The organism is Bifidobacterium sp. N4G05, from assembly GCF_002742445.1.
Taxonomy (GTDB): Bacteria; Actinomycetota; Actinomycetes; order Actinomycetales; family Bifidobacteriaceae; genus Bifidobacterium; species Bifidobacterium hominis.
Window position 1 is genome coordinate 1 of sequence record NZ_NJNQ01000010.1, and the last position, 20,490, is coordinate 20,490.

Below are 20,490 nucleotides of genomic sequence, written 5' to 3' on the forward strand. Positions count from 1 at the left end.
GTTCACGGGCTACAACATGCTGATCTTCTACAGCTCGCTGTCCACGATCCCGCACTCGCTGTACGAGGCCGCCAGCATTGACGGCGCGAGCGAATGGCAGATCATCAAGTCCATCAAGCTGCCCGAATTGAAGGGATCGCTCGCGATCACGGTGATCTTCTCGATCATCGGCTCGTTCCAGCTGTTCAACGAGCCGAGCATTCTGCAGAACATGGTGCCGGGCAACTCGATCACCACGTATTACACGCCGAACATGTACGCGTACAACCTGAGCTTCGCGGGCAACCAGTCGAACTACGCCGCCGCCTTGGCGATCACGATGGCCGTGATCACGATGGCGATCGCGTACGCGGTGCAGCTCAACAGCATGAAGGAGCAGATGAAGTAACGCCTTGGGGCGTACGTCATCTGCATAGGACACGGATTTTTCAAGGAGCATAACAATCATGAGCGATACTGCGATGTCGACGGGGTATATGACTCCCCAAGAGCTTAAAGAGCAGGAACGAGCCGCAAGGAAGGCCGAGAGGGCACGCTTGAAGCGCGTGGAAATGGATGAGAAGGCGGAGCGCAGACGCGCGGCGAAGTCCGGTTTCGCGAACGTGTCGAACCCGAGGCGCAGCAAGCTGCTGACCTTGGTATGCGCGATCTTCGCGGTGTACTGCCTGTTCCCGTTCGTGTACCTGCTGGTCAACGCCACGAAGACGCAGGCCGACTTCACGTCCACGTTCGGTCTGGGCTTCGGCCACACGTTCGCCCTGTGGGACAACATCGTGACCGTGTTCACCTACCAGGACGGCATCTTCGGGCGCTGGCTGCTCAACACGCTCCTGTACGTGGTCGTGGGCGCGGGCGGCGCGACACTGCTGGCCATCATGGGCGGCTACGCGCTGGCGAAGTTCCGTTTCCCGGGCCGCAAGGCCGTGTTCGCGGTCATCATCGGCGCGATCAGCGTGCCGGGCATCGCGTTGGCGGTCCCCCAGTTCCTGCTGTTCGCCAAGCTCAGCCTGACGAACACGCCGTGGGCCATGATCATTCCATCGTTGATCAGCCCGTTTGGCTTGTATCTGATGTGGATCTTCTCCGAGCAGGCGGTTCCGACGGAATTGCTTGAAGCCGCGCGAGTTGATGGAGCTTCGGAGCTCCGCACGTTCTTCCAGGTGTCCCTGCCGCTGTTGGCTCCGGGCATCGTTACGACGGCCCTGTTCACGATCGTGGCGACGTGGAACAACTACTTCCTGCCGTTGATCATGTTGAAAAATTCGAACTGGTATCCGTTGACAATCGGCCTGAACCAGTGGAAGGACCAGGCGAGCACCGCTGGCGGTCAGGCGATCCAGAATCTGGTGATCACGGGCTCGTTGATCACGATCGTCCCGCTGGTCATCGCGTTCCTGTGCCTGCAGAAGTACTGGCAGTCCGGCCTCTCCGCGGGTGCGGTCAAGGAATAATCCATTTCTACGCCACAGCCATGGAACGAAAAGTATGGCCCGTACTACAAGTACGGGCCATACGCATATACATGATCTGGCGGACCTTCCTCACAAATCGCGATAGTTGTTCCCCATTGTGAGACGCACTTCGGCTGCAAAGCTGAAGTAATTCAGATCCATATGGCCGAAGGTGCGGTCTCGTTATGCGTAAAAACAGGAAGCTTTATGGCGGCACAGTTTAAAGTGCTGGCATGGGCACTGCAGACAGAAACGGCGGTGAGACTGTGACTTAAGATCCAAAAAGATGGCGTGCAGTACGACTAGGGACTAAGGCGCACCGCGAGGGGCCAAGATTTAAACCTTTCGAGCGCATAAATAACCACGCATAAGAACCAGAGGGGCAGCACCGAAATAAACTACCTCACATAGATGAAAAAAGACGAGCCAAATATCGGCTAATGCTCATATGTAGACCTCGATACCACTAAGAGAATAATCGATGCCATCGATGCCGTTAATCCGTATATGTTCGACGACATCCCAAGGAGGTGAACTAATCTTTCACTGAGAACTATCGAAATCCAGAGCGCGCAAGATTTCGAAAACTACCACGCACTCCTGTTTAGTAATCTTTATTGACAATAAAAATTACATGACACGCTTGCATCGCGGCAAACTACAATATGTATCAGCCCCACACAGGAAAGCGAGGACACCGTGAGCGGCACTCAGACAAAGGCATCACCTTCCGATATTCGAATCAGCAATATCACCGCCGCATTCAAGCAACTATTCCCCGCAACGCAAATATCACGAGCCAACATCGGCAAACTCATCGGACTTTCACGCTTCACCACCAGCGAAGTGACCGGCGAAATGGTCGACAATCGCATTCTGCGCGAACTCGGACCAGACAATCGCGAGGGGCGTGGCAAACGTTCGCAAGTACTCGCCATCGACACTGATTTCTGGCGAATCGTTTCCATCGACCTGTCGAATCCGAAACTCGCCAAAGGAGCGCTGGCGGATCTTTCCGGCAGAATCGTGGACCGCACCGAACTTCCTGCAGACAACGGTTGCAGCGTCGAGGACGTGATCGGCCTGTGCAAGCAGCTCATCGCCTCAACGCCACTGCCGATTCTCGGCATCGGCATCGCCGTGACTGGCATTGTGGAACCCGACGGCGTAGTGCGCAAATCCGTGCACTTGGAGTGGGACGAACTGCCGCTGAAAGCCGAGGTGGAAAACGCCACCGGAGTGCCCACACTGGTAGGCAACGACACCAACGCCGCGCTTGTGGCGGAACGATTCTTCGGCGACTGCTCCCCCAATTCCATGCTCATCTCCATCGGACGAGGCGTCGGTGCCGCACTATGCCTTAACGACGTCATCATCGAAGGTAGCTCCTCCACGGCCGGCGAAATCGCGCATGTGGTGGTCGACCCAAATGGACCGACCTGCGAATGCGGCAAACGAGGCTGCCTTGAATCGTTGGTTTCCGACGACAGATTGCAAGAACGCATCGCGCAGGATCCCGCCTCACGTACGCGCATTCTCGCCGAAGCGGGCGCTCTGCTCGGTCGCGTCATGGCCATACCGACCGGACTGCTGGATCTGCGTGACATTTCGATATACGGGGCGCCGGAAATCGTCAATGCTCAATTCATCGACGCAATGGAAGATGAAATCAGGCGCACCATGACCACGGATTATCAGAAAGCGCCGCAAATTCACCGTTGCAGGCAAGGCGAGGATCTCACATTGCGAGGCCAAGCCACCATCGTAATCCGCACACTAGTTCCGACAATCCACGAACGCGGCTCCCTCATCGGCGACGCATAGCCCCGGCCACCGCTCACTGCCGCGGGTAGGAATCCTCAAAGAAACGGCGCTCGAGATGCACGATGGTGCGGAACACTTCGGCTTCCGAGCCGTCCACCGACGCATACTCGTTGACGAGCGCGATCAGGCGACCCGTCCAAGCGCGGAAATGATCGCCTTCATGCAAATCAACCCAGCCTTTGTGCGCCGGAATCTGCTGAATAACACCCGCATCAATGGTGCGCTTGGCCCAAGCGAGATAGATCCATTCCATGCAGCACAGCGCGGTGATCAGCTCTTCCCACGTTCCCTGAACCAGTTTGGTGAGATATTCGCAATATTCGCGATTTGCCGGAGTTTGCTCGGAATTATTGTATTCTTCATCGGTAATTCCATATTCCTTAAGGAATCCCGTAAAATATGTTGCCTCATTATCAGCAAACCATTGCGATTGTTTTGCCAGCATATCTTTGGTTTCCTGACGTGGCGCAAGTTCAATTGCATGCGCCATGATTCCTTGATTAAAGAATTTGAAATCCTGAATTAAATAAGATTTCAAAATCGATTCCGGAAGCGTATCATCCAGCATTTCATTCACAAAACGTGAATTGATGGCCTGATTCCATTCATCAGCAGCCGACATGTACAGCTGATCGGCCACAGAACCAGGCTCAGCCCCCAGCCATGCATAATCGCCGCTTGCGGACTGTGGTGCTTCTGGAACATGATTCACGGTCATAAGACCCCCTTGATTAGTGCGGCCGACGCGAACTTACCACGCCCCGCTCTGGATCGCTTTGTATAGCGCAGTCATAACGACCGCCGCTTCCAACGTACCGAACGTGCCATCGAAACGCAAGAGGCAGACCACTTCCATGGCCGCCAAGGCCTCCATGACCGCACGCTCAATCTTGGCGAATCATTGCACGAATTTGTTGAGACGGCGATCGTAGGTCAGGAGGCCGTTGAGCTCTTCTTCGACGTCGGAAACCTGCGTGTACACGTAGCCCGCCAATCCGCGTGATTCCAGCGATTCCGCCGAAGCAAGCACGGAACGGACGGCAGCGCGCCAATCCTCAATCGAATCGTATTCGCCATAACCGTAGGCTCGCGAAACCGCTGCATGATCAGCAACCAACTGCGCCAATCCCCCGAATTCCGAAATCATGAACGCACGAACGCCATGCTGCGCCACCGGCAACACCGCATAATGCGCGGCACGACGACGCCTCTTGTGCCTCTTCTCATATTCAGCCACATACCCGCGCAACGGCCCCTTATCAGGGTAGATTTCCAGCGGACGGAAGTAGTTGTGCACACTATGGAAGTCGCCGCAACGCTGATCGTACCAACCGCTTGTAGCGTCAATCGGACGCGTCGGGTCAAGCGCGTGAATGCGTTCCGCCGCATCACATGCGTCGAACTGCCCCCAACCCTCGTTGAAAAGCACCCACGCAACAATCGACGGATGGCCGGCAAGCATGTGCACCATGGCATCGCAGGTGCGCGACCAGTCACGGCGGTACGTCGAATCGTCGGCACCAAGCGCCGCAAAATGCTTCGCCGTGTCGTCGCGGTACTTGTTCCACGTGGTGCGCATGAGCGTCGGCTTGCGATTCGTGGTCCACGCGTTATATTCGCCGCCGCCCGACACCGCATCCTGCCATACGAGCATGCCGAGACGGTCGCAATGGTAGTACCAGCGTGCGGACTCGATTTTGATATGCTTGCGCAACATATTGAAGCCGGATTCCTTCATGGCGGTTATGTCATGAATCAGCGCTTCGTCGCTCGGCGCGGTCAGCAAGCCGTCCGGCCAATACCCTTGGTCGAGCACACCCTTGAGGAACAGCGGTTTGCCGTTGAGATGGAATCGCGCAACACCCTTCAAATCAGGCTTGATCTCAACCGTTCGGAATGCGCAATACGAGTGCACAATATCTTGCTTTTCTTGCGGTTTTTCCTGCTTCTCCTGCTTTTCTTGCGATTTCGCAGCGCCAAATTCCAACGTCGCCGTCACGTCATACAAATACGGATCTTCAGGCGACCATAAGTGCTCGGCCCGCGTTGCGATTTCCGTACGCACCTTGCGCATGCCGGCCGCAAACCGCTCGTCTGTAACAATCGTGCCATCCGCAGGATCCGTTACGACGATACGCAGTTTGGCGTTCGGCTTGTCTCCGCCGATTTCTGCGCGAATGAACAGTCTGCCGTCCGCAGCGCCCTTCAGCGTGAGCGTCTGCATGTACGCCTCCGGCACGATCTCCATCCACACGCTCTGCCAAATGCCGCTTTGCGCGGTGTACCAAATACCCTCGCGCTCGATCTTCTGCTTGCCACGCATCTGCGTGCCCGAATCGTTCGGATCATACACGCACAACGCAATCTCGAAAGCATCATCGGGATCGACGAACGCCGAAATATCAACATCGAACGGCAAATAGCCCCCGACATGCAACCCAGCAAACTGCCCGTTGATAAAGCAGGCACACACGTAATCGACCGCTTCGAAATGCAGAATCAAACGATTCGCATCCCCGATCTGCCGAACCGCTTCCTCTCCCCCAAGCGTGACAGGGTGCACAATCGTGCGATACCAGATCATATTGTCGGGATAAATCGTTTGATGTACGCCGGAAAGCGCGGATTCCGGCGAAAAGGGCACGAGGATTTTTCCATCGAAGGTTTCAGGAATGGCCGCTTCCTTTACTGCCTGCACCGCTTCGTCACGGGTGAGTACAGTCGTGGATTTGCGCCATTTCGAGCCGTTGTCGCTTTCGGGAATGGATACGATCGCGTAATCCCAGAATCCGTTGAGCATAGTGTGATTGCTGCGCACCATGGTTGAGCGCGGATGTTCGTTCAGGATTGGCGTGCGGCCGTTTTTCAGTTTGCGTTCGCCATCTTTCGTAGGACAGAACGCTTTGTGTGCCGCGTTGGAAGACAGCCATTCGCTGGCGATCTGCTCACCCCACGGCGTCCACAACTGCTGCAGCGGCTCCTGAGAACGCATTTTCGTAGGCGCGGCTTTCAGCACTCGCTTGACGTCCAACATAAGAGTCCTCCCTGCAGCATCGCATTTCCCTCAACTTCCTCATTGTAACGAGAGGAATGGCAAAGAGAAATAACGATTCACGGATTCAAAATCGATGCAATCTGGATTACACCGTCAGATATAAAAAGCCGGTGCAAGAACTTCGTAAGTTCCCGCACCGGCAATCAAGCAAATCATCTGAAATATATCAGCTGAATCAGCCTTCCAGCTTGGCCTTTTCAGCGGCAAAACGAGCCGCTTCAGCCTCACGACGAGCCTTCAGTTCGGAATCGAAACGGGCAAGCTCCTCTTCAACGGCCTCCGGCGGAATCTTCGCGAAAATCGGATGCGGCTTCGGCACCGGAGCGCCAGCCACGATCGGCTCGGAAGCCCATGGATGCACGGTTTCACCCAGCTTGTAGTCGCCGGTGATGATCGGGTACATGAAGCCCGGCTTGTCGAGATCCTCAACCTCCTCCAAGCGTGGCAGCGGCGAGAACGTGCCCGTGCCACCAAGAGCCTCCCACACCTTCTGCGCGGAATGCGGCAGGAACGGGGCCAGCAGGTGGTTCGCGTCAGACACAGCCTGGGCGGCAACGTGCAGCACGGTGCCGAGGCGAGCCGGATTGTCCTTGATCTTCCACGGTTCAGTGGCGGAAATGTACTTGTTGATGTCGCCGACCACGCGCATGGCTTCGCTCAACGCGTTCTTCTGACGATGGTTCTCGATCAGCGAACCGACCGTGTTGAACGCGGCCTTGGTTTCGCTCAGCAGAGCGCGATCCTCATCGGTCATTTCGTTCTCGTCGAGCGCCGGAATCTCACCGAAGTTCTTGTTCATCAGGTTGGCCACACGGTTGACGAGATTGCCCCAGGAAGCGGCAAGCTCCTCGTTGTTGTGGCGCACGAACTCAGCCCACGTAAAGTCGGAATCGGAGCTTTCCGGACCAGCCACGGAAATGTAGTAGCGCACGGCGTCCACAGGGTAACGGGCGAGAATATCCTTCACATAAATGACAATGCCGCGGGAAGACGAGAACTTCTTGCCTTCCATGGTCATGAACTCAGAAGCCACAACCTGCTCCGGCATGTTCAACGGGCCAAGCTTACCTGTTTCGCCGCCCTTGGATCCCTGGCCGTTATAGCCGAGCATTTCGGACGGCCAGATCTGGGAGTGGAACGTGATGTTGTCTTTGCCCATGAAGTAGTAGCCCGGAGTTTCCGGATCGTTCCACCATGCGCGCCACGCTTCCGGATCGCCCTTGCGGCGAGCCCATTCGATGGATGCCGACAGGTAGCCGATCACAGCGTCGAACCACACGTACAGCTTCTTGTTCGGATTGTCGATCCAGCCGGCAACCGGAACGGGAATGCCCCAGTCGATGTCACGCGTGATGGCACGTGGCTTGACCTCCTTGAACAAACCGATGGAGAAGTTAATGACGTTGGTACGCCAACCTTCGCGGGTCTTCAGCCATGCGAGATTGGCTTCGGCGAGCGCCGGCAGGTCGAGGAAGAAGTGTTCGGTTTCCTCAAAACGCGGGGTTTCGCCGTTGATCTTGGAAACGGGGTTAAGAAGCTCGTCTGGGTCGAGTTCGTTGCCGCAGGCGTCGCACTGGTCGCCGCGGGCGCCGTCTGCACCGCAGATCGGGCAGGTGCCTTCGATGTAACGATCAGGCAGAGTGCGGCCAGTGGACGGCGAGATGGCAACCTTCTGGGTGCCCTTGTAGATGTAGCCGTTGGCAAGGCACTGCTTGAACAGTTCCTGCACCACCTGCTCGTGGTTGCCGGTGGTAGTGCGCGTGAACAGGTCATAGCTCAAGCCAAGATCGCACAGATCCTTGGCGATCACACGGTTGTAACGGTTGGCGAGCTCCTGTGCGCTGACGCCTTCCTTGTCGGCTTCCACCAGAATCGGGGTGCCGTGCTCGTCGGTGCCAGACACCATCAGCACGTCATTGCCCTTCATGCGCTCGTAACGCGCGTACACGTCGGAGGGCACGCCGAAGCCGGCGACGTGACCGATATGACGGGGGCCGTTAGCATACGGCCAAGCAACATTCACCAAAATATGACTCATGGTGCCTGATTATACAAACCTCCATATCCCGCATTTTCAATGTATTTCGGTAGTTGGATTTTTGTTGGAGGACTGACGTGCGATTGTTGATTTCGATTGTTTGAATATCTGCCGATTTATTCACATTGTTGCATTGTGCGACAATCATTTTCCACATATCCACAGATTTTCGGGGAAAGTGGCGAGGAAGGAATCGAATCCGCTACTGTACCGCCCATGGACACTTCACCACCCCTTCTGGGCAACGACGACCTTCCGGGACCGATGTGCCTGAACCTGTTGGCCTCATCCGGCGCGCTGTGCAAGCTCGACAGCGCGAACGCCTACTCAAGCCATGATTCGGACACGTTGTACGGGCGGGCATGCATCATCGCGACACTATTGCCAAGCCGTTCCGTGGCATGTGCGCGCACCGCCGCATGGGTCTGGCTGGGAGGCACGTTCCCCGACTCCATAGACATCATCGCGAAAGCCCACTACAGAACGCTGCGATACGGGCGAAAAATCAACGTTTTCAACCGCGTCGCACCATCCGAGCACACCATTAAGGTCGGCCCAATCACCGTGACCACACCCGTTCGCACCGCATGTGATCTGGCGCTGAACTGCGTCCCCGAAACGGAATCGAAGATTTCTGAAATCATCTGCATGCTTATGCAGGAATTTCATTTTCGTTCCAACGATTGCATGCAAATCATGGAAGATGCGAAGCATATTCGCAACGCTCCGCAGGCACGGAATTACATTCTTGCGATTGACGGCAGAGGTTACGAACACGGGAACCGTAAGGATTGCGAAGACCGTATGAACCGTAAGGATGCCGAATATGTGCGCGGCGCATAGCAGGCATAAGGCGCACGGCAGGCGCAAAGTACCGCCATACCAGCCCAAGCCACGGCCAAAACCGCTGGTCGACCCGCCATCTCCCCCGATTCCGTTGACGCCACTGGTGGCGTGCAGTCCCGGCACCCCACAGGACGTGCTCTGGCATATCGCGGAATATGCGCCTCGACTGCGCAAATGGCTGATTGCCAATCCTTCCGCAACACCTGCGATGCTGGAATATCTTGCGCAAGTCGACGGACCGGATGTGGCACGTTCCCTGCAAATACTGCTGGAATCGTTGGAATCGCACGCATTAGATGCGATTGCGCATGATGGCTAAGGTAGCGCAATCACAAGTGACTACAACGCAACAACGCAATCGCAAGTACGCAGCAGGCAATCGCGCGGCAAGCGATCGTGTGGCAAGCGATCACCGAACGGCAGACAATGCGAAAAGCTTACTCTTTCATGGCAAGAACCGTGTTGTAGACCTGCTTGCGATTGGCGAGCGAGCCGTCCGCAAGGGGGTGCTCGGCAATGACTTGCGAAATCGCGTCTTTGATGCGCAGATTGTCTTCCCGCGCACGGTCGATCGACAGTACCGCCAAGTCTTCTATGCTCAGCGACGCGGGGACCGCGGTATCGGCCTCTTCTTCGGAAGCGCCGGCGACGACCAACACCATTTCACCGCGCGGAGGCTCGTCGATCACGCTTTGGCGAATCTGCGCGATGGTTCCGCGGCGAATCTGCTCGAAATCCTTGGTAAGTTCGCGGCAAAGCGCCATCTTGCGGTTCGGACCGAACACGTCAAGCAGGTCGGCCATGGCATCGTCGATGCGATGCAAAGTCTCGTAAAACACAATGGTGCGGCGCTCCGAACGCAACGTGCGCAAGTATTGCACGCGTTCGGAATGCTTGCGGGGCAGGAACCCTTCGTAGCAGAATCGGTCGGTCGGCAGGCCTGACAGGCACAGCGCGTCCAGTACGGCGGACGGGCCGGGGGCGCAGGTGACGGGCAGGCCGCGTTCGATGGCGCGACGCACAATCGCCAAGCCTGGATCGTTGATGGTCGGCATACCCGCGTCGGACACGACCAGCACGGTCGCACCGGTTTCCACCTGGTCAAGCAGACCATCAGACTTGTCTCGCTCGTTATGATCGTGGTAGGCCACCACGCGGCCGTTCACATGCACGCCAAGACGGTTGGCGAGCGCATAGAGACGGCGGGTGTCTTCGGCTGCGACGATGTCGGCGCGCTCCAGCAGCGCAATGAGGCGTGCGGAAGCGTCGGCAGTATTGCCGATCGGCGTGGCCGCCAGCACGACCGTGCCTTGCGGAACGTTGGCTCCGCTCACGAGAGCGTCAAGTCCCACATCGCCGTCTGCGTTTTCATCTTCACGTTCGCGCTTGTCTTCGCATTCGCGCTCATTCATGCGTTCCATGCCTTCAGCCTATCCAACGCAAAGGAAAACAGCCCTCCCAGCGTCCCAATTCCTCCGCTCACTGGAAGAATCACCCCGCCCGCAAGCCCAACACCAACCCAAACCCCCAGTCACTGGAGGAATCCGGACGCTCACAAGACTAAAAACGGGAAGATTCCTCCAGTGACTGGAAGAATCTTCCTGCAATTGCATGCTCACGCCACGAGCGCACGCCGTGTATCCTCATTGTCGAGCGAAGTTGACACTTTGCGCCTGTTTGTGCAGATTTACCACCCGTCGGGCGTTACTAAGCGCTGCATTAGAGGGCCGCTGGTAGGCTGACATTGGTTCCGCAGGCGTGCGGAAGTTCAGGCCAACCGCCAAAGGAAGCCTGAACCACGTAATTTTAAATGTTTAGATGTAAGGTACTCACAGAGAGCATTCCATGGGAATTATCAACTTCTTCATTAACCTGCTCAAGGATCCACGCACCGCGATTGCCGGCTGGATCTCTATGGGCGTCGCCCCTACGCTTGGTTTCATCTTCCTGATCGTGTTCGTCGAAACCGGCGTCGTGTTCTTCCCGTTCCTGCCGGGCGACTCCCTGCTATTCGCCGCCGGCTTCTTCGCCGCGCCCGACGCCCAGACCGGCGTTTCCGCGCTACCGCTGTTCGCGCTGCTGCCCGTGGTCTGGTGCGCGCCGATCATCGGAGACCAGTGCAACTACTGGATCGGCCACTTCTTTGGCCGTCGCATCATCGAATCCGGCAAAGTCAAGGCCATGACCCCCGAACGCCTCGCCAAAACCGAAGGCATGATCGAAAAATGGGGCCCGCTCGCCGTGTTTCTCGGCCGTTTCTTCCCGTTCATCCGCACGTTCATGCCGTTCATTTCCGGCATTTCCGGCATGCGTTGGAGCCGTTTCACCCCGTTCTCCGTACTCGGCGGCCTGTGCTGGTCCACCCTGTTCACGCTGCTCGGCTACTTCTTCGGCGGCATCCCGGCCGTACAAAAGCATTTCGAGCTGGTCATCATTGCGATTCTCGTGCTGTCGCTGATTCCTACGATCGTCGGCCTGCTCAAGGCTAAATTCGGTAAGAAGAAAGCTTCTACCGAAACCGTAGAAGCCTGATCTTTCGTTTCCCTCCTTTTCTTGGTGAAAATGGCGTCTTTCGATCATTCGGAAGACGCCATTTTCGTATGCTTTTCATAGAAATCATAGCAACACGCGACCATCGGGAATTGCATTAGTACAGACCTCGTACTAGAATCACGAGAGTTGTCTTAAGACATGGGGCCGTAGCTCAGTTGGTAGAGCGCTTCGTTCGCATCGAAGAGGTCGCGGTTTCGACTACCGTCGGCTCCACTAAGCCCGCTGCATTCATTCCACCGCAGCGGGCTTTTTCTTTGCCCATACATGCCGGTCACCAACCACCAATCCTCACCAAACACCCCCGAACTCATGTATCTGCCATATATAAGCGAGATAGGGCGCAAATTTAGGCTTGAGACGTGCGCTGACGTACGAATGCGTCAAGCGAGGCCACGTCGATGCCCTCATACCCCTTAATCGAGGCGAACTGCGGGCCGTTGGAATTGTCGATCTGCATGAATCCGGTCTGACCAATCGTCGTCGCACCGGAAGCGACAGCCGAACGCAAACCAGACATGGAATCTTCGACCGCAATGCAGTACTTCATATCTTCCGGAGCGATGCCCAGGCGGCGACCAGCCTCCAAATACGGGGCCGGAGACGGCTTCTTCTCAACATCGTCATCGCCGCACACGTAGCCCGCGAACGCACCGGCCGGCGCCTGCGCAACCAGATTCTCCGCAAGATGACGCGGCGACGTGGTGACCAGCATCGAAGGGACACCCGCATCGCGCAACGCAACAAGCACGTCTTCCACGCCTTCGATCCATGGAATGCACTCGAATTCCTTCTGGGCTACATAATCGATCATGCCTTGGCCAATCTCCTCGATCGACAGCTGGCAACCATGCTCCACCATACGGCGAGCCACATCCGGAACCGGCGTACCCGAACCCTGCCAGGCAAGCTCCTCATCCCAATACCCGCCATGCGCGGCTGCGATTTTCATCTCCCCCTCATGCCAGTACGGCTCGGAATCGATCAGAGTACCGTCCATATCCCAAAACACAGCCTTGACCATCAGGTTAGACTCGGTCATGATGTTCCTTCCTTACGACCGTCGGACTCGGAGCACCGGATTTGCGTGCGGCGCCGTCCATCGCGATTTCCTCTGCCATTTCAGCAGAGCGGCAAGACGGCAAATTTGCAAACAGATGCAACGTTTGCAAATGTTGCAACAAAACAACAAACAAGGCAGCAGCACAACGGCAAACAAAAAGCGCCCGGACGTTCTTTCATCCGAGCGCTTTCCACATCAACGCAATAACTCACGTCTGCGAAATCATCCGTTTCACACACTACAGGCAACCCCCATTGCCGCAACCCATGACATTCGAAAAATTTCGCTTCTATCGGAAGATTCGAAATCTACTCTCCCTGATTCTCCTTGTTTTCCCCAGCGACTTCCGTAGCCTTTTCCGCATCTTCCGCCTTCCAGCGGGCGATGCAACGTTCCACGCGCTTGTAGCCGATGATCTTCGGATCAAGTCCTGCCTCGCGGAAAATCGCGGCAGGCGAGCCACCTTCGGCATACCTGCGCATGCAGTCGTCGCGAAACTCCTTGGAGTAACAAATACGATACTGGGTGACCGATTCCACGGCATCCAAAGACCCGAGATACTTACGGGTCTTAGCGGTGAACGCAACTCTTGGCACTGTACGCTCCTAACCTTTCCTGTTCTTGCCGCTTATCTTACCCCCTATCCCATGATTTCTCACAGAAAAGGAGAACCACCTTTCACCGAAGCACCTTAATGACCGGAAGAATGACAGTCAGAACGCGGATACTCAACATTATTTCCCACAACAACGACATCGTCACAGAAAGTAATGCATTTGGCAAAACTATATAACAAAACAGGCACATCCGTTGCAAGATATGCCTGTTTTGTTAATATTTTCAGTATTTTCCGAAAATCGGTCAATCCCTCCAAAGCACGATTGACCTGGAAACGGGCTTAGAGGCGGATTTACCCCTCTGAATACCCTCGTTTTCGCGTACGATAGCCCCATTGGGCGTGTCGTATGCGTCGGTCGCGGCACGCGCGGACTCCACGAACTCACGCGATGGCAGCTGTCGGGCATTGACCTGAATCTGCCTACGCCACATGCGCGCACGGCGGGAACGTTCAATCTCCACAATGTCGCCATCTGCATCAGCTGCGAACACGCTGGAACCGGCTGGCTTGCGCAGACGCTCGACCTGGCGGCGCAGCTCGCGGTTCTCCTCCTCCAGGGAAAGGATCCGTGCAATACCGGCCAGATTGATGCCCTCTTCCTGGCTCAGCTGCTGCGCTTTCGCAAGGCGGGCGATGTCTCGCAATGAGTAGCGGCGGGCGCCGCCATCCGTGCGCTGCGGCACCACAAGCCCAAGCCGATCGTATTGGCGAAGTGTTTGGGGGTGCACGTTGGCAAGCTCACCGGCACGGCCGACCGTGAACATCGGCAGTTCGATGTCGAAACCAACTTCGTCTGCTCCATCAAGATCGGCCCTGCCGGCCACAATCGCCATCGCACACATGTCGTACAGCATTTTGGCCTGCCGCGCCGCGCGGGCTTGGGAGGTCCGAGATGCGCGTGCCATGGCGATCAGCGCTCCTTGGCAAGTTCGTCGGCGAAGTCACCGCACTCCTTGTCGAATTCCTTCGCCGCATGCTTGACTTTCAGGCCTGGCTTATCGGGGATGCGGATTTGCACGCGCCCGACCAGATCGCCGTTGCCCTGCCTGTTGGCCACACCTTTGCCGGAAATACGCACTTCCGTGCCGCTGGATGAGCCCGCCGGCACTTTGAAGGTGACTTCGTTGCCGTCGACGTCTTTCGCAGTCACTTTCGCGCCAGCTACGGCCTGGCCGACGGTGATCGGCAGATCCATGATGATGTCACGCTTGCGTAGGCTGAATTTCGGATCTTCGACAACGCTGATCTGCAGGTACAGATCGCCGTTTTTGCCGCCGTTACGCCCCGGCTTTCCCTTGCCTGAAATGCGGATCTTCTGCCCATCACGCACGCCTGCCGGAACATGCGTTTTGAACTTCTTGCCATCGGCAGACAGCGAAACCGTTGCCCCCTTGACCGACTGGCGGAAGGTCAGGTTGATCTTGGAGTTACGGTCCTCGCCGTCTTCCGGTTGCGCAGCCTGCTTGTAGCCGCCCCCGTAAGGGCTTCCGGCGCCAGCGGCGGCACCATACGCACCAGCCCCGGCAGGTCCGCCCGCACCGCCACCGAACATCGAGAAAATATCGTTGATATTCGGGTTGCCGCCGTTCTGGAAGCGGATGCGCGAACCATTACCGCCCGCACCATACGCTCCAGCGCCACCGCCGAACATCGATCCGAAGATGTCGGAGAACGCCCCCGCATCGAATCCGCCCGCACCGGAACCGCCGGCGAAGCGCGCGCCACCCATGCCAAACTGGCGGATGGCGTCGTACTTCTGGCGGTTGTCTTTGTTGCTGAGCACGTCGTAAGCTTCGGAAATGTCTTTGAACTTCTCCTCGGCCTCCTTGGTCTTGTTCAGATCAGGATGGTACTTACGCGCCAGCTTGCGGTACGCCTTGGTGATCTCATCGTCCGTGGCGTCTTTGGAGACACCGAGGACCTTGTAGAAATCCTTGCTCAGCCATTCATTCTCAGCCATGATGTGCCTCCTTTCACGAGGTCGCTGATGTCACTGCGTGTTGTTTTGCGGTTGTTAGTGTCGAAATCGAGAATGTCACTGCGTTCAGTTCTGCGGGGATGCCACGACCACGCGAGCCGCGCGAATCACGCGATCGCCGATGCGATAGCCGGCTTCCACCACGGTGTCGACGGTTTCCTTCTCGGCCTGCGGATCCGGCTTGTGCAGGATCGCGTCATGCCTGGTCGGGTCGAAATCCTCACCTTTTTCGCCAAACTTCTCGACGCCGAACTTTTCGAACGCCTTGTCGATTTTGGCGGAAACGGCTTTGAAGGACTCGTCCATTTCGCTGTGTTCACGAATGCGATCAATGTCATCAAGTGCCGGCAGCAGCGCGGTCAGCACGTCGATGATGCCATGCTGGCGGAAGCGTTCCTGTTCCTTCTGTGAACGATTGCGGAAGTTGATGAATTCCGCACGTTCGCGCTGGAGTGCTTCAAGATATTCCGCCGCTTCCTTCTTGGCCTGGCCAAGCGGAGTCAGCGTATCTTCACCATCTTGCGTTGCACTATCCGCAGCATCGCCGTTTTCTTGCGATTCGGAAGATGCTGCGTTCGCGGCCGTTGCCGCAGTTTCAGAAGCTGCGGAATCGGCAGATGCAGTTGCTGCAGAATCGCCATTATTCTGCGACTCCTGCGATGCACCGGCTGCAGGGGCGGCCTGCCCGGACAGGTTGTCCATGTCGGGCAGGTCGTTCAGATATTCGTCCTTGTTGAAGTCGGACATGATTACTTGTTGTCCTTGTCGTCATCGTCCACGACTTCGGCGTCAACCACGTCGTCGTCAGCGGGAGCGGAACCGGTAGCACCTGCGGCACCAGCGGCGCCTGCAGCGTCGGCGGCACCCTGCTGTGCGTAGAGGGCCTGACCGATCTTCTGCGCGGAGGTCATCAGCTCGCTCTGGGCGGACTTGATCTTCTCAATGTCCTCACCCTTCAGGGCTTCCTTGAGCTCGTTGACCTTGTCGGTGACTTCCTTGGCCACATCGTCGGAGAGCTTGTCTTTATTGTCGTTGACGAGCTTCTCGGTCTGATAGGCGAAGGATTCAGCCTGATTGCGGGTTTCGGCGTCTTCCTTGCGCTTCTTGTCTTCGGCTTCGTGAGCTTCGGCTTCCTTGACCATGCGGTCGATCTCGTCCTTGCCCAGACCGGAACCGCCGGTGATGGTCATGGACTGTTCCTTGCCAGTGCCCTTGTCCTTGGCGGAAACGTGCACGATGCCGTTGGCGTCGATATCGAAGGTGACTTCGATCTGCGGAACGCCACGCGGAGCCGGAGCGATGCCGGTCAGCTCGAAGGTGCCCAGCGGCTTGTTGTCGCGAGCGAACTCACGCTCGCCCTGGTAAACCTGAATAAGCACGGACGGCTGGTTGTCTTCAGCGGTGGAGAAGACTTCGGAACGCTTGGTCGGAATGGCGGTGTTGCGGTCGATGAGCTTGGTCATGATGCCACCCTTGGTTTCGATGCCGAGGGACAGCGGGGTCACGTCGATGAGCAGCACGTCCTTGCGGTCGCCCTTGATGACGCCGGACTGCACGGCTGCGCCGACTGCCACGACTTCATCCGGGTTCACGGACTGGTTGGCTTCCTTACCGCCGGTGAGCTCCTTGACGAGCTCCTTGACGGCCGGCATACGGGTGGAACCGCCGACGAGCACCACGTGGTCGATATCGGAAACACCGATACCAGCGTCATGCAGCACGTTGTTGAACGGGGCGCGGCAGCGACCCAGCAGGTCGGAGGTCATGCTCTCGAAGTGTGCGCGGGTCAGGGTTTCGTCCAGATGCACCGGAGTGCCGTCAGGGGTCATGGCCAGATACTGCATGGAGATGGAAGTGCTCGAAGAAGCGCTCAGCTCCTTCTTGGCCTGTTCTGCGGCTTCCTTCAGGCGCTGCAGGGCGATCTTGTCCTTGCTCAGGTCGATGCCGTACTTGTTCTTGACTTCGCCGACGAGCCAGTCGATGATCTTCTGATCCCAATCGTCGCCGCCCAGGTGGTTGTCGCCGTTGGTGGCCTGCACCTGAATGGTGGAGAAGCCGTCGTCATCCTTGCCGATCTCCAGCAGGGACACGTCGAAGGTGCCACCACCGAGGTCGAAGACCAGAATGGTTTCATCTTCCTTACCCTTTTCGAGGCCGTAAGCCAGTGCGGCCGCGGTCGGCTCGTTGATGATACGCAGCACGTTCAGACCTGCGATGGTGCCGGCGTCCTTGGTGGCCTGACGCTGAGCGTCGTTAAAGTATGCCGGGCAGGTGATCACAGCGTCGGTGACCGGCTCACCGAGGTAGGCTTCGGCATCACGCTTCAGCTTCATCAACACCTGTGCGGAGATCTCCTGCGGAGTCCACTTCTTGCCGTCGATTTCAACGGTCCAGTCGGTGCCCATGTGGCGCTTGACGGAGCTGATGGTGCGGTCGACGTTGGTCACGGCCTGACGCTTGGCAACTTCGCCGACGAGGATTTCACCGGACTTGCTGAATGCCACGACGGACGGCGTGGTGCGAGCGCCTTCAGCGTTCACGATAACGGTGGGCTGGCCACCTTCAAGAGTTGCGATGCAGGAATTGGTAGTACCCAGATCGATGCCAACTGCGCGTCCCATAACTTGTCTCCTTTGTAGATAGGTTCGCTATGCGTTTTCTGTTCTGTTCGTTCTTTCGCCCAAGTTTCGGTTTGCCGTCTCTCGGACTTTCCAAAACTTGAGCCTACACCACTCAACTTTGATTCGCAAGCGATTATTCCCAAATTTACAAAAAAGTTGAGCGAAGAGAGCTCAACTTTTTTTCGGACGCAATCTTAAGTGCAATCTCAAGACACGATTTCAAGATACGATCGCCATCAAACCTGATCGTACGGTGAGATAAAAGATCCGGATCACACTGCGACGCGTGCGATCCGGATCTAGTCCGTGATCTTCAGATCTCTTCAGATTTTCAGCGGCTGATCTTGGTGGTCTTGACAATCATCGCGATTGCGGCCAGCATGGCGATCGCAAGTGCGGCGATGGAGATCGCGGAACCAGTGTTGCCGAGCACACCGGACTTCGGATTGTTGTTCACCTTGCCGGAAGCAATCACGTCATTCTTACCGTCGCCCGGCTTCTCATCTGAGGAATCACGGGCCGGAGCCTGGAAGTCGACGGTCACGGTCTTGCCAGACTGGCGGCCGGTGACGGTGAGCGTGTACTCATTGCCTTCAGTGACCTTGTCGAGCGTGATGCCGGTGGTCTGAGCGGTCTTGACGCGCACGCCGGAGACCGGAGTGGAGCTGTCGGAAGCGACGACCACGTTGCCGGACTTGTCCTTGAGTTCATAGGAGAGCACTGCGTCGCCGTTGAATCCGGTGGATTCGGCCACATACTTGCCATCGGTGAGCTTGACTTCGGTCTTGGCGTCGTTGGAGAGCGACTGCTGAGCATCGGAGGTGGAGGCAAGGCCGAGGGTGTTGGCGATGGTGTAGAAGTTGTCGGTCTGGTCGGTCAGGCCAATCACGCGCTGGGCCCCAGGGCCGGAAGCGGCGATGCGCAGTTGGGTGCCGGTGTGAGCCATGTCGCCACCGTTGTAGCCGCCGTCCTCGTCGCGGGAGTCAGCTTCAGCGGTGCCGTAGGAGACGACCATGTTGTTGCCGTCAGCGGTCTTGAGCACGGTGGAGAGCGCATAAGCCGGCTGAGCGTTGAGAATCTGGGAGGTGTGGGCGTGGTCGGCGGTAACGATCACGAGGGTGTTGCTCAGATCAACGTTCTTCATGGCGTAGGCGATGGCCTGATCGAAATCGTCGGTTTCACCAATCTGGCCGCAAGCGTTGCCAGCGTGATCCTGCTTGTCGATGGAAGCGCCTTCAACCTGCAGGAAGTAGCCGTTTGTGTTGCCGGCCGGGTTGGCTTCGAGCAGATCGAGCGCCTTCTTGGTCATGTCAGCGAGCGAGGAGCCCTGGTTGCCGAGCCAGTCGGCGTTCGGAGTGCATACGGTCGGGTTGGCGTCTTTGGCCGGGTCCTTGGCGGTGGCCTTGGATGGGTTGAACTTGGTAGGCATGTTGCCGTCGCTCATCAGGGCGAGCACCGGCTGGCCTTCCTTGTATTCGAGCGCGTTCATGGCAGCCGGATCGTTCTCGACGGTCTGGTAGCCCATTTCCTTGGCCTGCTCCCACACGGTCTTGCCAGCATATTCGCCGCCCTGAACGGTCTGGCGGAAGTACTTGGAACCGCCGCCGATGGTCACGTCGGCGCGGGTATCGAGCAACTGCTCGGAAATGGAACCGATGCCGCCGTTCTCCTTGAGCTGATTCACGAGGCAACGTTTCGCAGCATCATTAGAGGAACCGTCGGTCTTGCCTTGCGGACCGTAGCAGCCACGCTCGGTGGAGTGCGATTCGAGCACGGCCGGGGTGGCGTCCTGGATTTCGGCGGTGGTCACATTGCCGGTGGCCTTGCCTGCCGCCTTGGCGAGTTCGAACAGATTGAGCTGCGGATTGCCATAAACGTCTACATCGACCGCGTTGTTGTAAGTCTTAGTGCCGGTTGCCCATGCGGAGCCGGATGCGGAGGAATCGGTCACTGCGGTGAGCTTGCCCGGGTTCGGGTTGGCGTTGAGGCCGCCCTTGTCATCCTTGCCGACCGCGCTGTCGCCGCTGTTGCCGCCCAGCGAGAAGGTGGTGTACTGGCCGGTGCCGGCATTGGTGTCGCCGAGCTCTGCCGGCTGGCCGACTGCGTCGAGGCCTTCGAAGTGGCCGTTTGCACCCTTGAGATAATCGCGGGCGACGGTGATTTCGGAATCGCCCATGCCGTCACCGATGAACAGGATGACGTTCTTGGCGGTGCCGTTGCCGATGGCTGCAATGCGCTGTGCGCCGCCGTGCTGAGCCAGTTCCGCAACGGACTTGCCGTTCAGATTGTAAGTGGAAGTTTCGTTGGCGAGTGCCGGTGCCGCGAGCGCACCGAGCGTTGCAGCGGAAGCGATTGCTGCAATCGCTCCTTTGAGAGCCCTTCGATTGTTCATCTTTTTCTTCTTTCTTTAGCCTGTGCTGTATTGCGATCTCCACGCTAGATTTC

The 20,490-nt window shown here is 57.3% G+C and carries 17 protein-coding genes and 1 tRNA gene; 7 read left to right on the plus strand and 11 right to left on the minus strand.

Annotated elements, in window-relative coordinates; genetic code table 11:
- From CE153_RS08340 to CE153_RS08350, 3 genes are all read left to right on the plus strand, one after another.
- The coding region (locus tag CE153_RS08340; protein WP_143433111.1) for a carbohydrate ABC transporter permease at positions 1–388 on the plus strand (388 nt) is incomplete at its 5' end.
- 58 nt (positions 389–446) lie between these two features.
- Positions 447–1,451 (plus strand): carbohydrate ABC transporter permease, encoded by a 1,005-nt coding sequence (locus CE153_RS08345; RefSeq protein WP_099571545.1) that lies wholly within the window; start codon positions 447–449, stop codon positions 1,449–1,451.
- 699 nt (positions 1,452–2,150) lie between these two features.
- A complete protein-coding gene (locus CE153_RS08350) occupies positions 2,151–3,275 on the plus strand; it encodes an ROK family protein (RefSeq protein ID WP_099595857.1) in 1,125 nt (374 codons plus the stop codon).
- A gap of 13 nt (positions 3,276–3,288) precedes the next feature.
- Here CE153_RS08350 and CE153_RS08355 read toward each other — a convergent pair whose 3' ends face one another.
- From CE153_RS08355 to metG, 3 genes are all read right to left on the minus strand, one after another.
- Positions 3,289–3,915, minus strand: coding sequence for a TenA family protein (locus CE153_RS08355; protein ID WP_236824518.1), 627 nt, complete (start codon positions 3,913–3,915; stop codon positions 3,289–3,291).
- A gap of 258 nt (positions 3,916–4,173) precedes the next feature.
- Positions 4,174–6,309 carry a glycoside hydrolase family 2 protein gene (locus tag CE153_RS08360; RefSeq protein WP_099595858.1) on the minus strand — a complete coding sequence of 712 codons (2,136 nt, stop codon included), beginning with the start codon at positions 6,307–6,309 and terminating at the stop codon, positions 4,174–4,176.
- Between the two features lie 196 nt (positions 6,310–6,505).
- Complete coding sequence (gene metG / locus CE153_RS08365; RefSeq protein ID WP_099595859.1) at positions 6,506–8,368, minus strand: methionine--tRNA ligase; 1,863 nt, start codon at positions 8,366–8,368, stop codon at positions 6,506–6,508.
- Between the two features lie 216 nt (positions 8,369–8,584).
- On the opposite strand from metG, the gene CE153_RS08370 reads away from it, so the two are divergent.
- A complete protein-coding gene (locus tag CE153_RS08370) occupies positions 8,585–9,211 on the plus strand; it encodes a hypothetical protein (protein WP_099595860.1) in 627 nt (208 codons plus the stop codon).
- Positions 9,195–9,533, plus strand: coding sequence for a variant leucine-rich repeat-containing protein (locus tag CE153_RS08375; RefSeq protein WP_236824519.1), 339 nt, complete (start codon positions 9,195–9,197; stop codon positions 9,531–9,533). The genes CE153_RS08370 and CE153_RS08375 overlap by 17 nt, the downstream gene beginning before the upstream one ends.
- Before the next feature lie 118 nt (positions 9,534–9,651).
- On the opposite strand, the gene rsmI is transcribed toward CE153_RS08375, so the two are convergent.
- Complete coding sequence (gene rsmI / locus CE153_RS08380) at positions 9,652–10,626, minus strand: 16S rRNA (cytidine(1402)-2'-O)-methyltransferase (RefSeq protein ID WP_442861974.1); 975 nt, start codon at positions 10,624–10,626, stop codon at positions 9,652–9,654.
- Positions 10,627–11,059: 433 nt separating this feature from the next.
- Here rsmI and CE153_RS08385 point away from each other — a divergent pair, with 433 nt between their 5' ends.
- Both CE153_RS08385 and CE153_RS08390 read left to right on the plus strand, forming a co-directional pair.
- Positions 11,060–11,746, plus strand: a complete 687-nt coding sequence (locus CE153_RS08385) for a DedA family protein (protein ID WP_099595862.1) — start codon at positions 11,060–11,062, stop codon at positions 11,744–11,746.
- A gap of 161 nt (positions 11,747–11,907) precedes the next feature.
- Positions 11,908–11,980: transfer RNA gene (locus tag CE153_RS08390), tRNA-Ala, on the plus strand.
- Between the two features lie 133 nt (positions 11,981–12,113).
- Here the strand turns inward: CE153_RS08390 and CE153_RS08395 are convergent.
- The 7 genes from CE153_RS08395 to phoA form a co-directional block, all read right to left on the minus strand.
- Positions 12,114–12,806: an HAD family hydrolase gene (locus tag CE153_RS08395; RefSeq protein ID WP_099595863.1), complete on the minus strand. Its 693-nt coding sequence runs from the start codon at positions 12,804–12,806 to the stop codon at positions 12,114–12,116.
- A gap of 329 nt (positions 12,807–13,135) precedes the next feature.
- On the minus strand, positions 13,136–13,423 hold the full coding sequence (locus CE153_RS08400) for a hypothetical protein (protein ID WP_236824520.1): 288 nt from the start codon (positions 13,421–13,423) through the stop codon (positions 13,136–13,138).
- A gap of 265 nt (positions 13,424–13,688) precedes the next feature.
- Positions 13,689–14,351, minus strand: a complete 663-nt coding sequence (locus CE153_RS08405) for a heat shock protein transcriptional repressor HspR (protein WP_099595864.1) — start codon at positions 14,349–14,351, stop codon at positions 13,689–13,691.
- A gap of 5 nt (positions 14,352–14,356) precedes the next feature.
- Positions 14,357–15,406, minus strand: a complete 1,050-nt coding sequence (locus CE153_RS08410) for a DnaJ C-terminal domain-containing protein (protein WP_099595865.1) — start codon at positions 15,404–15,406, stop codon at positions 14,357–14,359.
- Positions 15,407–15,490: 84 nt separating this feature from the next.
- Positions 15,491–16,171, minus strand: coding sequence for a nucleotide exchange factor GrpE (grpE, locus tag CE153_RS08415; RefSeq protein ID WP_099571556.1), 681 nt, complete (start codon positions 16,169–16,171; stop codon positions 15,491–15,493).
- Between the two features lie 2 nt (positions 16,172–16,173).
- Entirely contained in the window at positions 16,174–18,045 is a 1,872-nt protein-coding gene (dnaK, locus tag CE153_RS08420) for a molecular chaperone DnaK (RefSeq protein ID WP_099595866.1), read from the minus strand.
- Between the two features lie 331 nt (positions 18,046–18,376).
- Positions 18,377–20,437, minus strand: a complete 2,061-nt coding sequence (gene phoA / locus CE153_RS08425; RefSeq protein WP_099595867.1) for an alkaline phosphatase — start codon at positions 20,435–20,437, stop codon at positions 18,377–18,379.
- Positions 20,438–20,490: the final 53 nt, after the last annotated feature.

Excerpts from the sequence above, each read along its gene's own strand:
- grpE (WP_099571556.1), bottom strand. The coding sequence starts at position 16,171 with ATGTCCGACTTCAACAAGGACGAATATCTGAACGACCTGCCCGACATG.
- dnaK (WP_099595866.1), bottom strand. The coding sequence starts at position 18,045 with ATGGGACGCGCAGTTGGCATCGATCTGGGTACTACCAATTCCTGCATC.
- CE153_RS08395 (WP_099595863.1), bottom strand. The coding sequence starts at position 12,806 with ATGACCGAGTCTAACCTGATGGTCAAGGCTGTGTTTTGGGATATGGAC.
- CE153_RS08345 (WP_099571545.1), top strand. The coding sequence starts at position 447 with ATGAGCGATACTGCGATGTCGACGGGGTATATGACTCCCCAAGAGCTT.
- CE153_RS08370 (WP_099595860.1), top strand. The coding sequence starts at position 8,585 with ATGGACACTTCACCACCCCTTCTGGGCAACGACGACCTTCCGGGACCG.
- CE153_RS08405 (WP_099595864.1), bottom strand. The coding sequence starts at position 14,351 with ATGGCACGCGCATCTCGGACCTCCCAAGCCCGCGCGGCGCGGCAGGCC.
- CE153_RS08360 (WP_099595858.1), bottom strand. The coding sequence starts at position 6,309 with ATGTTGGACGTCAAGCGAGTGCTGAAAGCCGCGCCTACGAAAATGCGT.
- CE153_RS08375 (WP_236824519.1), top strand. The coding sequence starts at position 9,195 with ATGTGCGCGGCGCATAGCAGGCATAAGGCGCACGGCAGGCGCAAAGTA.
- rsmI (WP_442861974.1), bottom strand. The coding sequence starts at position 10,626 with ATGAATGAGCGCGAATGCGAAGACAAGCGCGAACGTGAAGATGAAAAC.
- metG (WP_099595859.1), bottom strand. The coding sequence starts at position 8,368 with ATGAGTCATATTTTGGTGAATGTTGCTTGGCCGTATGCTAACGGCCCC.
- phoA (WP_099595867.1), bottom strand. The coding sequence starts at position 20,437 with ATGAACAATCGAAGGGCTCTCAAAGGAGCGATTGCAGCAATCGCTTCC.
- CE153_RS08410 (WP_099595865.1), bottom strand. The coding sequence starts at position 15,406 with ATGGCTGAGAATGAATGGCTGAGCAAGGATTTCTACAAGGTCCTCGGT.
- CE153_RS08385 (WP_099595862.1), top strand. The coding sequence starts at position 11,060 with ATGGGAATTATCAACTTCTTCATTAACCTGCTCAAGGATCCACGCACC.